The sequence below is a fragment of the Neisseria sp. genome (assembly GCF_030530745.1).
Lineage (GTDB): Bacteria > Pseudomonadota > Gammaproteobacteria > Burkholderiales > Neisseriaceae > Neisseria.
In genome coordinates, this window is sequence record NZ_JAUMUI010000008.1 from 20,047 (window position 1) to 36,127 (window position 16,081).

Annotated in this window: 13 protein-coding genes; 8 read left to right on the forward strand and 5 right to left on the reverse strand. The window is 57.0% G+C overall.

What is annotated here, in order from left to right; genetic code table 11:
• Window positions 1-2: 2 nt before the first annotated feature.
• The 5 genes from bamA (at window position 3) to lpxA (ending at window position 5,461) form a co-directional block, all read left to right on the forward strand.
• A complete protein-coding gene (bamA, locus tag Q3970_RS04485) occupies window positions 3-2,402 on the forward strand; it encodes an outer membrane protein assembly factor BamA (protein ID WP_303099406.1) in 2,400 nt (799 codons plus the stop codon).
• A 75-nt stretch (window positions 2,403-2,477) separates the two neighbouring features.
• Complete coding sequence (locus Q3970_RS04490) at window positions 2,478-2,990, forward strand: OmpH family outer membrane protein (protein ID WP_303099407.1); 513 nt, start codon at window positions 2,478-2,480, stop codon at window positions 2,988-2,990.
• 110 nt (window positions 2,991-3,100) lie between these two features.
• Window positions 3,101-4,159, forward strand: a complete 1,059-nt coding sequence (gene lpxD, locus Q3970_RS04495; protein WP_303099408.1) for a UDP-3-O-(3-hydroxymyristoyl)glucosamine N-acyltransferase — start codon at window positions 3,101-3,103, stop codon at window positions 4,157-4,159.
• 2 nt (window positions 4,160-4,161) lie between these two features.
• Entirely contained in the window at window positions 4,162-4,617 is a 456-nt protein-coding gene (gene fabZ / locus Q3970_RS04500; protein WP_303099409.1) for a 3-hydroxyacyl-ACP dehydratase FabZ, read from the forward strand.
• 67 nt (window positions 4,618-4,684) lie between these two features.
• The gene (gene lpxA, locus Q3970_RS04505; RefSeq protein WP_303099410.1) at window positions 4,685-5,461 is read left to right on the forward strand and encodes an acyl-ACP--UDP-N-acetylglucosamine O-acyltransferase; all 777 of its coding nucleotides are present in this window, start codon (window positions 4,685-4,687) and stop codon (window positions 5,459-5,461) included.
• Window positions 5,462-5,665: 204 nt separating this feature from the next.
• Here the strand turns inward: lpxA and Q3970_RS04510 are convergent, their stop codons facing one another.
• Both Q3970_RS04510 and prmA read right to left on the reverse strand, forming a co-directional pair.
• The gene (locus Q3970_RS04510) at window positions 5,666-7,078 is read right to left on the reverse strand and encodes a tetratricopeptide repeat protein (protein WP_303099411.1); all 1,413 of its coding nucleotides are present in this window, start codon (window positions 7,076-7,078) and stop codon (window positions 5,666-5,668) included.
• A gap of 255 nt (window positions 7,079-7,333) precedes the next feature.
• A complete protein-coding gene (gene prmA, locus Q3970_RS04515) occupies window positions 7,334-8,221 on the reverse strand; it encodes a 50S ribosomal protein L11 methyltransferase (protein WP_303099412.1) in 888 nt (295 codons plus the stop codon).
• Window positions 8,222-8,397: 176 nt separating this feature from the next.
• On the opposite strand from prmA, the gene rpmE reads away from it, so the two are divergent.
• On the forward strand, window positions 8,398-8,613 hold the full coding sequence (rpmE, locus tag Q3970_RS04520; protein WP_303099413.1) for a 50S ribosomal protein L31: 216 nt from the start codon (window positions 8,398-8,400) through the stop codon (window positions 8,611-8,613).
• A gap of 135 nt (window positions 8,614-8,748) precedes the next feature.
• On the opposite strand, the gene Q3970_RS04525 is transcribed toward rpmE, so the two are convergent.
• A complete protein-coding gene (locus Q3970_RS04525; RefSeq protein ID WP_303099414.1) occupies window positions 8,749-9,267 on the reverse strand; it encodes an MliC family protein in 519 nt (172 codons plus the stop codon).
• A gap of 207 nt (window positions 9,268-9,474) precedes the next feature.
• Here Q3970_RS04525 and dxs point away from each other — a divergent pair, with 207 nt between their 5' ends.
• Window positions 9,475-11,376, forward strand: a complete 1,902-nt coding sequence (gene dxs, locus Q3970_RS04530; protein WP_303099415.1) for a 1-deoxy-D-xylulose-5-phosphate synthase — start codon at window positions 9,475-9,477, stop codon at window positions 11,374-11,376.
• A 198-nt stretch (window positions 11,377-11,574) separates the two neighbouring features.
• Window positions 11,575-12,492: a tRNA glutamyl-Q(34) synthetase GluQRS gene (gene gluQRS / locus Q3970_RS04535; RefSeq protein WP_303099416.1), complete on the forward strand. Its 918-nt coding sequence runs from the start codon at window positions 11,575-11,577 to the stop codon at window positions 12,490-12,492.
• Between the two features lie 216 nt (window positions 12,493-12,708).
• Here the strand turns inward: gluQRS and leuS are convergent, their stop codons facing one another.
• Together leuS and Q3970_RS04545 are read right to left on the reverse strand one after the other, a co-directional pair.
• On the reverse strand, window positions 12,709-15,339 hold the full coding sequence (gene leuS, locus Q3970_RS04540) for a leucine--tRNA ligase (protein WP_303099468.1): 2,631 nt from the start codon (window positions 15,337-15,339) through the stop codon (window positions 12,709-12,711).
• 148 nt (window positions 15,340-15,487) lie between these two features.
• Complete coding sequence (locus tag Q3970_RS04545; RefSeq protein ID WP_303099417.1) at window positions 15,488-15,976, reverse strand: dihydrofolate reductase; 489 nt, start codon at window positions 15,974-15,976, stop codon at window positions 15,488-15,490.
• Window positions 15,977-16,081: the final 105 nt, after the last annotated feature.

The window sequence follows — 16,081 nt, forward strand, 5'->3', positions numbered from 1 at the left end:
TTATGAAATTGAAACAGATTGCTGCAACTTTGATGTTAGTCGGCCTCTCGCCGCTGGCTATGGCCGACTTCACCATTCAGGATATCCGCGTAGAAGGCCTCCAACGCACCGAACCGAGCACGGTGTTCAACTATCTGCCGGTAAAAATCGGCGATACGTTCACCGACGCCAAAAGCGAAGAAATCATCAAAAACCTGTATGCCACAGGCTTTTTCGATGATGTGCGCGTAGAAACCCTCGGCAACCAGGTGCTGCTCACCGTAGTGGAACGCCCGACCATCAGCAGCGTCAACATCACCGGCGCGAAAATGCTGCAAAACGAAGCCATCAAGAAAAATTTCGATGCTTTCGGCCTGATGCAGTCGCAGCCGTTCGACCAAGCCAAACTCAACGAAGCACTGGCCGGCTTGAAGCAGGAATACATCACCCGCGGCAAGCAGTCGGTGCAAATCACCCCCGCCGTTACCAAGCTGGCGCGTAACCGCGTAGCCATCGACGTAAAAATCGACGAAGGCGCCACCACCAAAATCACCGATATCAAATTTGAAGGCAACGAACAATATTCCGACCGCAGACTGCGCCGCCAGATGTCGCTGAGCGAAACCGGCGCGATGAGCTGGCTCACCCGCAACAACCGTTTCAACGAGCAGAAATTTGCCCAGGATATGGAAAAAGTAACCGATTTCTACCAAAACAACGGTTACTTCGAAGCCCGCGTACTTGACACCTATATCCAAACCAACGAAGACAAAACCCGCCAGACCATTCATGTGAAAGTACATGAAGGCCCGCGCTACCGCTGGGGAAAAGTGCAGATTGAAGGCGACACCCGCGAAGTGCCGAAAGAAAATCTGTATAAGATGCTGAAGATGAAAGAAGGCAAACGCTACGAGCGCCAGAAAATGGTCGACAGCCTGCAAGCCATGCAGACGGCCATGGGCAGCGCCGGTTATGCCTTCAGCGAAATCAACGTGCAGCCCGTGCCCAATCCCGAAACCGGAATTGTTGATTTCGTGCTCACGGTTGACCCCGGCCGCAAAGTTTATGTAAACGAAATCAATATTTCCGGCAACAACAAAACCCGTGACGAAGTTATCCGCCGCGAACTGCGTCAAATGGAAGCCGCCCCTTACGATGTTTCCAAACTGCAGCGCTCCAAAGAACGGGTAGAACTTTTGGGCTATTTCGACGATGTACAGTTTGAAGCCAAACCCGTAGAAGGCACGCCCGATCAGGTGGATTTGGACATGTCGCTGAAAGAGCGCTCCACCGGCTCTCTTGATTTGAGCGCCGGCTGGGTGCAGGATACTGGTTTGGTGATGTCGGTAGGTGTGGCGCAAGACAACCTGTTCGGCACAGGTAAGTCCGCATCCGCCCGCATTTCGCGCAGTAAAACCACCAAAAACGCGTCGCTGTCGTTTACCGAGCCGTATTTCACTCCCGACGGTGTGAGCTTGGGCTACGATATTTACGGCAGGGAATACGATCCGCGCAAAGCAAGCTCGAGCACACAGCAATACAAAACCACCACAATGGGTACGGGCATCCGCATGGGGGTGCCGGTAACCGAATACGACCGCGTCAATTTCGGTTTGGGAGCCGAACATCTGACTGTAAACACTTATGACGGCGCACCGAAACGCTACCGCGACTTCATCAACGATCACGGAGAGGGTAACGGCGGCATCGGCAAATTCAAAGGCTGGGTTTACAAAGGCAACATCGGCTGGGGGCGCAACAAAACGGATAACGCCCTGTGGCCGACCCGCGGCTACCTGACCAACGTCAACGGCGAAATCGGCCTGCCGGGCAGCGATTTGCAATATTACACCCTAACCCACAACCAAACGTGGTTCTTCCCCCTGAATAAGAACCTTACGCTGATGCTCGGCGGCGAGGTGGGCTACGGCAACGGCTACGGCAAAACCAAAGAAATGCCGTTTTTTGAAAACTTCTACGGCGGCGGCCTAGGCTCCGTGCGCGGCTTTGAGAGCGGCACACTCGGTCCGAAAGTGTATGACCGTTACGGCGACGTTATCAGTTACGGCGGTAACAAAAAAGCCAACGCCAGTGCCGAACTGCTGTTCCCGATGCCCGGCATTAAAGATTCGCGCACCGTGCGCTTGAGCCTGTTTGCCGACGCAGGCAGCGTGTGGGACGGCAAAACCTATAACGACGGCAGCAGCGACACCCATTACACCAGTGGCGGTGCGCAAAACGTTTACGGCACCGGAACCTCCCATAAATCCACCTTTAAAGAGGAGTTGCGCTATTCCGCCGGCGCAGCGGTAACCTGGCTTTCACCCCTGGGTCCGATGAAATTCAGCTATGCCTATCCGATCAAGAAAAAGCAGGGCGATGAAATCCAACGCTTCCAGTTCCAACTGGGCACCACATTCTAAAACGTGAAGGCATCTTGCCCGTTTGGCGCAAGATGCCGCCTTTTCGGCTTCAGGGGATAAGCAGAAGGACTTTATATGAACCGGACATCACATTGGGCGCATTGGTGCGCCGCCGCCGTATTGGGCCTGTGCCTGATGGGCAATGCCGCCGCCGAAAGCATGCAGAAAATCGGCTTTATTAATGCCGAGAGGCTGTATCTGGAATCAAAGCAGGCCCAAGGCATTCAGAAAACGCTGGAAAAAGAATTCAGCGGCAAACATAAAGCGTTGCAGAAAATCCAACAGGAAGGAGCGGCTTTAGAGAAAAAACTGGCTTCGGGCAAACTCACCGAAGCCGAGCGTGAAGCCACCGTGCGCCAACTTGGCGAACTTGTTCAGAAATTCCGCCTGCAACAGGAAAAACTGGCCGAAGAATACAACCTTCGCCGCAACGAAGAATTCGCCGCCTTGCAGCAAAACGCCAACCGGGTGATTATAGATTTAGCCAAAAAAGAAGGCTACGATCTGATTTTGAAAGACGTGGTCTACGTCAGCAGCAAATACGATATTACCGACCGCGTCATCAAGGCCTTAAACGCACGCCGCTGACACCGGCTGTTTTCAGACGGCCTGTTACGCCTGTTACAAACAGGCTGCGGGTGCAGTGCCGTAACCGAATACAGACGGCCTCATAACCTGTTCATAAAGCAAGCTTCCCCATGACCACCCGAACTTCCTACACCTTATCGCAAATTACCGCCGAACTCGGCGGAGAATGGCACGGCGAAGATGTTGCCGTACACGCCGTAAAACCGCTTTCGCAAGCTCAGGCAGGGCATATCGGCTTTCTGGCCAACCCCAAATACAAAGCCGACGTAACCGCCAGTGCGGCAGGCGCGGTGATTGTCTCGCCCAAAGCGGCAGATGAATTTGCAGGCCGCAACCTGATTGTGGCGCAAGACCCCTATCTTTATTTTGCCAAAGTGGCGCGGCTGTTTTCGCCGGTTGAAAAAGCCAGCGGCCTCATCCACCCGACTGCCGTTATCGAAGAAAGCGCCACCGTTCCCGCCGGATGCGAAATCGGCGCGCACGCCTATATCGGCGCCGGTACCGTGCTCGGTGAAGGCTGCCGCATTCTGGCCGGCGCAGTGGTCGAACACAACTGCAGATTGGGCGACGAAGTCGTTATCCACCCCAATGCCGTGGTTTATCACGGCTGCACGCTGGGCCACCGTGTGGAAATCCATTCCGGCGCGGTTATCGGCGCCGACGGCTTCGGTTTGGCGTTTGCAGGCGATTCGTGGTTTAAGATTCCGCAAACCGGCGGCGTAACGTTGGGAGACGATGTGGAAATCGGCTCCAACAGCAATATCGACCGCGGCGCGATGAGCGACACGGTGGTGGGCAACGGCACCAAAATCGACAACCAGGTGCAAATCGGCCACAACTGCAAAATCGGTCCGCACACCGTGATTGCCGCCAAAACCGGTATTTCCGGCAGCGTAACCGTCGGCAGCTACTGCATTATCGGCGGCGGCGTCGGCACGGTGGGACACATCGAAATCGCCGACAAAACCACCATCGGCGGCGGCAGCAGCATCACCCACAGCATCAAAGAAAGCGGCCAGCACATTGCCGGCCCGTATCCGATGCAAACCCATAAAGAATGGGCGCGCAACGCCGTCCATATCCGCCGGCTGAGCGAAATGAACCAACGCATCAAGCAGCTTGAAAAAGCCTTACCTTCCCTGCAATCCGCAGAAAATAATAAGGAATAACCATGGAAATCAACCTCCCCATCGAAGCCAAAGACATCCACAAACTGATTCCGCACCGCTACCCGTTTCTGATGATCGACCGCATCACCGCGTTCGAGAGCATGAAAAGCCTCACCGCGATTAAAAACGTTACCATGAACGAGCCGCAGTTTCAGGGACACTTCCCCGACCTGCCCGTGATGCCCGGCGTGCTGATTATCGAAGCGATGGCGCAGGCTTGCGGCACACTGGCGATTCTGAGCGAAGGCGGCCGCAAAGACGACGAATTCTTCTTCTTCGCCGGCATCGATGACGCCCGTTTCAAACGCCAAGTGATTCCGGGCGACCGGCTCGTGTTTGAAGTGGAGCTGATTACCAACAAACGCGGTATCGGCAAATTCAACGCCGTGGCCAAAGTTGAAGGCCAGGTTGCCGTTGAAGCCGTGATTATGTGCGCCAAACGCGTAGTCGGTAAGTAATTCCGCAGAGGCCGCCTGAAACCCGGCAAATGGTTTTCAGACGGCCTGTCAACAAAGGAAAGCCTCAATGAGCTTAATCCACCCCACCGCCGTCATCGATCCCAAGGCCGAGTTGGATTCCGGCGTTAAAGTCGGCGCCTACACCGTTATCGGCGCGAATGTGCAGATCGGCGCAGGCACCGAAATCGGGCCGCACGCCGTAATCGAAGGCCACACCACCATCGGCGAAAACAACAAAATCTTCCAGTTTGCCAGCCTCGGCGCCCAGCCGCAGGATAAAAAATGGCGCGGCGAACCCACCCGCCTGATTATCGGCAACGGCAACACCATCCGCGAATTCACCACCTTCAACACCGGCACCGTTACCGGCATCGGCGAAACCCGCATCGGCGACGACAACTGGATTATGGCCTATGTGCATCTGGCGCACGACTGCGTAATCGGCAGCCACACCATCTTCGCCAACAACGCCTCGCTGGCCGGGCACGTTACCATCGGCGATTATGTGGTGTTGGGCGGCTACACGCTGGTGTTCCAGTTCTGCCAAATCGGCGATTACGCCATGACCGCCTTCGCCGCCGGCGTGCATAAAGACGTGCCGCCCTATGTGATGGCTTCGGGCTACCGCGCCGAACCGGCCGGCCTCAACAGCGAAGGCATGCGCCGCAACGGTTTTTCGCCCGAACAAATCGCCCGCGTGAAAGACGTGTATAAAATCCTCTACCGCCAAGGCTTGGGTTTGGAAGAAGCCAAGGCCGAAGTGCTGAAAATGGCCGAAACCGCCCCTGAGCTGGCGGTGTTTAAAAACTTTTTCGACACCTCTTCGCGCGGTATTATCCGCTGATAAAAAAGAACATAAAGGCCGTCTGAAAACAATTTTCAGACGGCCTTTGCCGTTTCGGGCGGAAGAACGATAAAACCCTCTCGCGATCTGCCGAACCGGTTGGAAAAATAACCGGAAACCTTGTTAAATCAAAATAATACAGACATTAATTAAAAATTGCTGCAAAGCAGAATCCGCCTTAAAACCGACCGGCGGCAGACTGCCCTATCCCGGAATTTCCCGCTGCCACTGCTGCAGCAGCTGCCGCAGCTGGTCGGCATGTTCGTGGCCGCTGTCGATGGCGTTTTGCAGCCAGGTACAGGCGGTGGCGGTGCTTTGCGGCGCACCCAGGCCGTGGTAGTACAGGCAGGCGAGATTGTATTGGGCCATAGGATCGCCCTGATTGGCGGCCTGCTCGAACCAATAGGCGGCCTGATCGGGATCGGCATCCACGCCCTGTCCGTTGTAATACATCATGCCGAGGTTGGTTTGCGCCTTGCGGTGGTGCAGCTCGGCCGCCTGAAGATAGAGTTTGCGCGCCAGAAAATAATCCTGATCGCGCCCCAAGCCGTAGTGGCAGGCGAAAGCGGCCTGGTAATCCTGATCGGCTTTTTGGAACATCAGCGCCGCCTGCTTGGCTTCTTCATAATCTTCTTTAGAGGTAAGCGCGGTATCGGTAAGCAGTTTTTTGTGTGCCGCCATATCGCCCAACTCGGCAGCCCGCCGGTATTGTCGGCGGGCGGTACCGGTATCGGCTTCGACACCCAAACCGTAGCGGAAAATATCACCGAGCAGGCGCAGGGCCTTGGGATGGTTGCGGCGGGCGGCCGCAGAAGCATATTTACGGGCCTGCTGATGGTCGCGCTCCACAAACCTGCCGGTCAGATAAGCCTCGGCCAGTGTCGCCAAAGCATCGGCATCACCTTGCGCTGCAGCTTTTTCAAGCCAGTTTATGGATTCACCGTTATTCTGCTCAAACAGCACCTCACCCAGTGCGGCCTGCGCGGCACCAAACCCGTGTTCGGCAGCAGGAATGAAATGTTCTATGGCTTTTTGCAGGTTTTTTTCAACATGCTGGCCATAGCGGTATTGGTTGCCGAGCAGCCAATGGGCCGCAGTAACGCCTTGTGCGGCGGCCTGCGTAAACAGTTCGTGTGCCCGTGCCAGATCCGGTTCGGGTGCCTGCTGCCAGTATTTGGCAAGATAAAGCTGAGCATCGCCATTGCCCTGCGCGGCGGCCAGTTCGGCCCAATGCACGGCCTGCGGGTCTTTTTGGTCGGCACAATATTCCAGCAGCCGCAGCTGGGCATGCAGCACGCCGCTTTCAGCCAAGTCGGTATACTCGCCGATCTGCTGCTCGAAGTGTTCGCCGTCGGCGGCGCGCAGCTGCAGAAGGTTGTAACGGGCATACGGATGGCCTCCTTCCGCCGCCACCTTGAGCCAATGGCGGGCGGCGCTGTAATTGGGGCGTGCACCCGCACCGTTGAGCAGGCAGCCTGCCAACTGGAATGCGGCCTCGATATGCCCCGCTTGGGCGGCCTCCAGCAGCAGGGGGACGGCGGCGGCACAGTCGTCCGGGTTTTTCAGCAGCAGCTCGTGCCCTTGCTGGAACAGTGATTCGGGAGTTGCTTGGGTCATTTTCGTGCGTAGCGGATTGAAAAAATAGAAACATTGTATCGCAAAACAGCGGCAGTTCGGCCAACCCAAACATGCCGTGCTGAATACGGCCGAAAAAAGCGGCCAACAGCTTTTTTATACAGGATTTACCGGCCGGACGGCATTTTATAGCAACCCATTACCTGGGTTGGGGCTGCAGGATAAAAGGCCGTCTGAACGTTCGGACGGCCTGAGGCTTGGCAGGGAAGCTCCGGCCGTTTACCGGACGGACACCCGTCAGCGCTTCACACCGCTCAAACACGCCCAGCCTTCGTCGGTTTGTGCGGGCGACAAATCAAACCATTCGCTGTAAATACCGCTCATTTCTTCAACCTGTTCGTCGAGGATGCCCGAAAGCACGATGCGGCCGCCCTGCTTGGTGCGGTCGGCCAAAAGGCCGCCGAGCAGGCGCAGGGGGTTGGCGAGAATATTGGCCACCACAACATCGAACCGGCCTTCGGGCAGGGCATCGGGCAGATAGAAGCGCGCGGGCACATCGTTTTGGGCGGCGTTGTCGTTGCTGGCCCGGATGGCCTGCTCGTCGATATCCACACCAACGGCGCTGCCTGCCCCCAATTTCAAGGCGGCGATGGCGAGAATGCCGGAGCCGCAGCCGTAATCCAGCACGGCTTCACCTCCTTGCAAATGGCGGTCAAGCCATTGCAGGCACAGGCGGGTGGTGGGGTGGCTGCCGGTGCCGAACGCAAGGCCGGGATCGAGTTGCAGGTTGACGGTGCCGCCGCCGGGCGCTTCGTGCCACGAAGGGGTAATCCACAAACGCTCCGAAATCTGAATCGGCTCGAACTGCGCCTGCGTGAGCCGCACCCAATCCTGCTCGGGCAGGTATTCGGTGTCGTAGTCGGGCACGGCGATGTTGCAGTCGTCGGCTGCGGCGGCTATAACCGGCGCAGCATCGGTTTGTTCGTCGAACAGGGCGATTACTTTGCTCTGCTGCCAGATTTGTTCGGCAGGCATACCCGGCTCGCCGAAAATCGCCTGCTCGTTGGCGGTGCCTGCGTAGGCGTCTTCGATAGCGGCGGAAAGTGCGCCGTGCGCCATTAACGCATCGGCAAGGCGCTCTGCGGTGTGGTCGTTAACGGCGATGGTGATTTGCTGGTAGGCCATGCGGGGTTGCTTTCTTTGCGTGTGTCGGCATGGCGCGATTTTAGCAAAAAACTGTTGCAAATTAAACCGCAAGCCGCAACACAGGCTTGACAAAACGGCGGCAAACGGCAATACTGCGCAGCTTGTCTTTGAAGCATAGGCACAACCCCTATGCCCGCTCACCGAAAGGAAATAAAATGAAACAAGATATCCACCCCGATTACCACGAAGTTAACGTAACTTGCTCTTGCGGCAACAAATTCGTTACCAAATCCACCATGGCTAAAGAGAGCTTCAACATCGAGGTTTGCTCGCAATGCCATCCGTTCTACACCGGCCAGCAAAAAATCGTCGACACCACCGGCCGCGTGGACAAATTCAACCAAAAATTCGGCAATATGTTCAAACGCTGATTGGCGGATGTTTTGGAATAGAAAAGGCTGCAACTGGCAGTCTTTTTTATTTTGTGCAGCCGGCGTAACGCGTAACAAACAGGCCGTCTGAAAATTTCAGACGGCCTTACGCTTGCATTTTCCGCCTGTTTTTAACTATGCGGGCAGACAGTTTTTCATCACAATCGAATCCACCGGCAGCGTTTCGCCGTCCACTTTCTGCTGCTCGTGCCGCACCAGAAAGCCGTTGTCTTCTTTATAAAAATCGCTTTGATACTGGTTGCCGACAGTCCAGGTGTAAGTGCCGTTGCCGAATGCGGTCAAATCTTCGTTGCTGTATTCCCCGCTGTAGGGCAGCGTCAGCGTTTGGCCGCCAACGCGCACTTCTGCAGTGGGTTCGTCGGTTTCGCGGTAATAACGCGCATCCAGCGTTTTGCCCCCGTCGCATTGGTAAGACTGCCAAGCCGCATCTTTGGCCGTGCCCAAATTGCCGCCCAAAGGAATATCGGCGGGCGCCGATGCCGTTTCGGCTGCCGGTGTTTCCACCGTTGCGGACGCAGGCGCGGGTGCGGCACTCGCCGCTGAAACCTCGGGCGCTTGCGCCGCCTGCTCCGGCTTGCAGGCAGACAATGCCGGCAATGCCGCAACCATTAAAGATAATGTGCGAAATTTCATGGGAATGTTCCAAAAAATACCAACAGCCGCTAGTGTAAAAGAAACCGTCGGAATTTTCACCCCGGCAGGCGCAATTATTTTTTTATGACAGCCAGGGCAAGGCCGTCTGAAAAGGATTGAACTGTTCCCCAAATCTGCACGGCGGTTTCCACAATCTCTTGCTATAATCGCCCATTACACGCCGTTTCAGATAACAAAGACCACGCCATGAGCCAAACCCCATTACTCGACACCATCGACCTGCCGCAGGATTTGCGCCGGCTCGACACCAAGCAGTTACCGCAACTGGCTGCCGAACTGCGCGCTTTTCTGCTGGAATCGGTAGGCAAAACCGGCGGCCATTTCGCCAGCAATCTCGGCGCTGTGGAGCTGACCGTGGCGCTGCATTATGTGTACCACACTCCCGAAGACCATCTGGTGTGGGACGTTGGCCACCAGAGCTATCCGCACAAAATCCTCACCGGCCGCAAAAACCGCATGGATACCATGCGCAAATACGGCGGGCTGGCGGGCTTTCCCAAACGCGGCGAATCGGTATACGACGCTTTCGGCGTGGGGCACTCTTCCACATCTATCGGTGCGGCGTTGGGCATGGCGGTGGCCGACAAACTGGCGGGCAAAACCAGCCGCAGTGTGGCGGTAATCGGCGACGGCGCGATGACTGCCGGCCAAGCTTTCGAAGCCTTGAACTGCGCGGGCGATATGGATATCGACCTGTTGGTGATTCTGAACGACAACGAAATGTCGATTTCGCCCAATGTCGGCGCTCTGCCCAAATATCTGGCGCGCAACGTGGTGCGCGATATGCACGGCCTGCTCTCCACCATCAAGGCGCAATCGACCAAAGTGCTCGACAAACTGCCCGGCGCACTCGAAATCGCCCAAAAGGTCGAACACAAAATCAAAACCATTGCGGGCGAAGCCGAGCACGCCAAGCAGTCGCTGTCTCTGTTTGAAAACTTCGGCTTCCACTACACCGGCCCCGTCGACGGCCACGACGTCGAACAGCTGGTTCACGTTTTAAAAGAGCTGCGCGGCAAAAAAGGCCCGCAAATCCTGCATGTGATCACCAAAAAAGGCCAAGGTTACAAACTCGCCGAAAACGACCCCGTGAAATATCACGCCGTTTCCACTTTGGCGCAGGAAGGCGGCAAAGAAACCGAAAAATTTCCGCCCAAACCCGCCACCAAACCTACCTACACGCAGATTTTCGGCCGCTGGCTGTGCGACCAGGCCGCCGCCGACCCGCGCCTGATCGCCATTACCCCCGCCATGCGCGAAGGCAGCGGGCTGGTGGAATACGAACAGAAATTCCCCGACCGCTATTTCGACGTGGGCATCGCCGAGCAGCACGCCGTAACCTTTGCCGGCGGCCTGGCCTGCGAAGGCGCCAAGCCCGTGGTGGCGGTTTATTCCACCTTTCTGCAACGCGCCTACGACCAGCTTATCCACGACGTTGCCCTGCAAAACCTGCCCGTTTTGTTTGCTGTCGACCGTGCCGGCATCGTCGGCGCCGACGGCCCCACCCATGCCGGCCTGTATGATTTGAGCTTTCTGCGCTGCATTCCCAATATGGTGGTGGCCGCCCCCAGCGATGAAAACGAATGCCGCCTGCTGCTTTCCACCTGCTACCGGTCAGACGCGCCCTCGGCGGTGCGCTATCCGCGCGGTTCGGGCTGCGGCGCCGCCGTTTCAGACGGCCTCGAAACCGTGCCCGTGGGCAAAGGCGTGGTGAAACGCGAAGGCAGCCGCACCGCCGTTTTCGCTTTCGGCAGCATGGTACAGCCCGCACTGGCCGCCGCCGAAACGCTGAACGCCACCGTGGCCGATATGCGTTTTGTGAAGCCTATAGACGAAGAGCTGATTGTGCGGCTGGCGCAAACCCACGATTATCTGGTAACCGCCGAAGAAAACGCCGAACAAGGCGGTGCGGGCAGCGCGGTGCTGGAAGTGCTGGCCAAACACAATATCTGCAAACCCGTGCTGCTGTTGGGCGTGGCCGACACCGTTACCGAACACGGCGACCCGCAACAGCTGCTCGACGATCTGGGCCTGAGTGCGGCGGCGTTGGCCGAACGCATCTGCAACCGTTTCGGGTTGGCGGAATAATCTGATTGCCCGTTATACCCGGGCTTAACCCGGGTATCTGCCGCTGTTTTTAAAACACAAAGATACCCGGGTTAAGCCCGGGTATAACACAAATGTTAATCTGAGGCCGTCTGAAAACACCTGCCCGGCATCATTAGTTTTTGATATTTTTCGACTTTGAAACCGCTCTGTCCGTAACACCCCATCCGTCAACCCGCCATGCACACCCCCGTCTACATCGGGCGTTTCGCCCCCAGCCCCACCGGCCTGCTGCACATCGGCTCGCTGCTCACCGCGCTGGCTTCCTACGCCGATGCCAAAGCACACGGCGGGCGCTGGCTGGTGCGCATGGAAGACCTCGACCCGCCGCGCGAAACGGCAGGCGCGGCAAGCCATATCCTGCGCACGCTTGAAGCCTTCGGTTTCGAATGGGACGGCGAAGTCGTGTATCAGAGCCGCCGCCACGCGCTTTACTGCGAAGCCTTAGGCCGTCTGAAAGCGGCGGGGCTGGTTTATCCCTGCCATTGCAGCCGCAAAGAATGGCAGGCCGCCGCCGTCATGGGCGCCGACGGTTTTGTGTATAACGGCAAATGCGGCCGGGCGGATTACAGGCCGTCTGAACAAGATTTGGCGAAACAGCCTGCCTGGCGGCTGCGCGTACCCGATGAAACCATTGCTTTTCACGATGCCGTGGTCGGCCGCTACGCCCAAAACCTCGCCCGCGACATCGGCGACTTCGTGCTGCTGCGCGCCGACGGCTTTTGGGCCTACCAACTGGCCGTAGTGGCCGATGATGCCGAACAAGGCATCACCCACATCGTGCGCGGGCAGGATTTGCTGGTTTCCACTCCGCGCCAGATTTGGCTGCAACGCTGTTTGGGGTTTACCACCCCGCACTACGCCCACCTGCCGCTCTTGGTCAACCGCCACGGCCAGAAATGGTCGAAACAAACCCTCGCCCCCGCACTGGATTTAACGCAGCGCGAACAACTGCTGCGGCAGGTGATGGGCTATCTGAACCTACCCCCCGCCCCCGCAACCGGTAGGCCGTCTGAATTATTGGCTTGGGCGGTGAAACATTGGGATATGGCGAAAGTGGGCAAGGCGGCGGTGTGTACGGAAGAGGGGTATAGTTAAACCACTTCAGCAACAGTTCCGTCATACTCGGGCTTGACCCGAGTATCCCAAATTTTTCTGAAACTCAAGATACTCGGGTCAAGCCCGAGTATGACGAATGTACTTCTTCTTAAGTTGGTTGGCCATAGTGGCTCATCTGTTTACCACATCAAAACCAAAGGCCGTCTGAAAACAAATCTTTCAGACGGCCTTTGCCATGTTGGAAAAGCGCCGGCGTCAAACCACGATGTTCACCAAGCGCCCCGGCACGACGATGATTTTTTTCGCCGGTTTGCCTTCCATGAACTTCACCGCACCTTCGGTGGCCAGCGCAGCGGCTTCGATATCGCCCTTCTGCGCATCGGCGGAAACGGTGATTTTGCCGCGCAGCTTGCCGTTTACCTGCACCATGATTTCGATTTCCGATTTGACCAGCGCGGCTTCGTCAACTGCGGGCCAGCCTGCCACCCATAAGGTTTCAGACGGCCTCAGCTCGCCCCACAGGGCTTCGCAGATGTGCGGCACAATCGGCCACAGCAGGCGCACGGCGGCTTCGAGCACTTCCTGCGCCACGGCACGGCCCTGACCGCCGGAGGTGTCGGTTTTATCGAATTGGTTGAGCAGCTCCATCACGGCGGCGATGGCGGTGTTGAACTGCTGGCGGCGGCCGTAGTCGTCGCCCACTTTGGCGATGGTGCTGTGCAGCTTGTGGCGCAGGTCTTTCAGCTCTTTGCCCAATGTGTCTTGGCTGCCATTAAAGGCTGCCACGGGTCCGCCGCTGTTTTTAAACTCGTAAACGGTGCGCCACAGGCGGCGCAGGAAGCGGTGCGCGCCTTCCACGCCGGCGTCGCTCCACTCCAACGATTGCTCGGGCGGGCTGGCGAACATCATAAACAGGCGGGCTGTGTCGGCGCCGTAGGCATCGATGATTTGCTGCGGGTCAACACCGTTGTTTTTTGATTTCGACATTTTTTCCACGCCGCCGATGGTAACGGGCAGGCCGTCTGAATGTAGTACGGCTGCCACGGGGCGGCCTTTTTCATCGGTTTGCACGTCCACTTCGGCGGGGTTGAACCATTGTTTTTTGCCGCCTTCCGGCTCGCGGTAATAGGTGGCCTGCAACACCATGCCCTGCGTGAGCAGGCTTTGAAACGGCTCTTTCACGCCCACGATGCCTTCTTCGTGCATCAGTTTGGTGAAGAAACGGGCGTACAAGAGGTGCAGAATGGCGTGTTCGATGCCGCCGATGTATTGGTCGGCCTGCTGCCAGTAGGCTTGTGCTGCGGGTGCCACCATGCCGTCTGAAAACTTGGGCGACATATAGCGGAACTGATACCAGCTCGATTCCATAAAGGTATCCATGGTGTCGGTTTCACGCTTGGCGGGTTTGCCGCAGCAGGGGCATGTGGTTTGGTAAAACTCGGGCATTTTCGCCAGCGGCGAGCCGGAGCCGTCGGGCACGACGTTTTCGGGCAGCACCACGGGCAAATCCTGTTCGGGCACGGGCACGTCGCCGCAGCTTTCGCAGTGGATGATCGGAATCGGGCAGCCCCAGTAGCGTTGGCGCGATACGCCCCAGTCGCGCAGGCGGTATTGGGTTTTCGGCTCGCCCGCGTTCAGGCTTTGCAGTTTGGCGCCGATTTTGTCGAAGGCCGTCTGAAAGTCCAGTCCGTCGAATTCGCCGCTGTTCACTAAGCGGATGTTTTCTTTACTGCCGTACCATTCCTGCCATTCGTGCGGATCAAAGCTTTGGCCGTCTTGCTCGATTACCTGTTTAACCGGCAGGCCGTATTTGTCGGCAAACTCAAAATCGCGCTCGTCGTGCGCGGGCACGGCCATCACCGCGCCGTCGCCGTAACCCCACAAAACATAGTTGGCCACCCACACTTCCAGCCGTTCACCGTTGAGCGGGTTCACCACATAACGGCCCGTGGGCATGCCTTTTTTCTCCATCACCGCCATATCGGCTTCGGCCACGCTGCCGGCCTTGCATTCGGCGATAAAGGCTTGCAGTTCGGGGCTGTTTTCCGCAGCGGCTGCGGCCAGCGGGTGCTCGGCGGCCACGGCCACATAAGTGGCACCCATCAGCGTGTCGGGGCGGGTGGTATACACCTGCAAAAATTCGGCATAACCGCCGCTCAAACCGGCTTTGCTGTCTTCGGCCACGGCAAAGCGCACCTGCATACCGCGCGATTTGCCGATCCAGTTGCGCTGCATGGTTTTCACCTGCTCAGGCCAGTCCAAACCTTCCAAGTCGTTCAAAAGCTGCTCGGCGTAGTCGGTGATTTTGAAGTAATACATCGGGATTTCGCGCTTTTCCACCAACGCGCCGGAACGCCAGCCGCGCCCGTCGATAACCTGCTCGTTGGCCAATACGGTTTGGTCGACCGGATCCCAGTTGACCGTGCCGTTTTTGCGGTAAATCACGCCTTTTTGGAACAGTTTGGTGAAGAACAATTGTTCCCAGCGGTAATATTCGGGGGTGCAGGTGGCGAATTCGCGTTCCCAGTCGATGGCAAAACCCAGGCTTTTGAGCTGGTTGCGCATATAGGCGATGTTTTCATACGTCCATTTGGCGGGGGCGACTTTGCGGTCGATAGCGGCGTTTTCGGCGGGCATACCGAAGGCGTCCCAGCCCATGGGCTGCAACACGTTGAAACCGTTTAACAGTTTGAAGCGGCTGCGCACATCGCCGATAGTATAGTTGCGCACATGCCCCATGTGCAGCTTGCCGCTGGGATAGGGGAACATGGAGAGGCAGTAGTATTTGGGTTTGGAAGTGTCTTCGGCCACGTTGAAAATACGGGCTTCGGCCCACTTGGCTTGCGCCGCCGGCTCGACGGCAGACGGTTGGTAATGTTCTTGCATCATGAAAGCTTTAATATTGTATTTGAAGATAATTAAAGATAAAGCAGAATTATAACAGCTTGGCCGTAAAACCCTGCGGAAATGTATGAAGGCCGTCTGAAAACCGGACGGTGTTTTTCAGACGGCCTTCATATGCAAAACAACCAAACTACCGCAAACGCTCGTAATGCACGAACGCATAATCCGTGCCGCTTGCCGCCGTATGAGCTTCACGGCTTGTTTCTTGCCAATCGCTGCTACTGATTGTTGGGAAAAACGCATCGCCTTCCACATTCAACCCGACTTCGGTAATCCGCAAATCGGTAGCGGCCGACAGTGCTTCGGTGTAAATCTGTGCCCCGCCCATAATGATGACTTCGGCATCTTCGGCACAAGCCGCCAGCGCGGCCGGCAAATCGGGCATAACTTCCGCCCCCTCCGCCGGATAATCCGCCCGACGGCTGACCACGATATTGCGGCGGCCCGGCAACGGCTTTTTCGGCAGCGATTCCCATGTTTTGCGGCCCATAATCACGGGCTTGCCGGTGGTATAGGAACGGAAAAAAGCAAAATCTTCAGGCAAATGCCACGGCATGGTGTTATTGATGCCGATACAGCCGTTTTCCGCACAAGCGGCAATTAGAGTGATCTTTTGCATACGCTGCTTTCATATTCAACGGTTTGCGGCAGGCTGCCGGCAAACAGTCCTATCCGCCTGCCCCCATAAAGTTTCAGACGGCCTTAGGTTTCTCAGGCCGTCTGA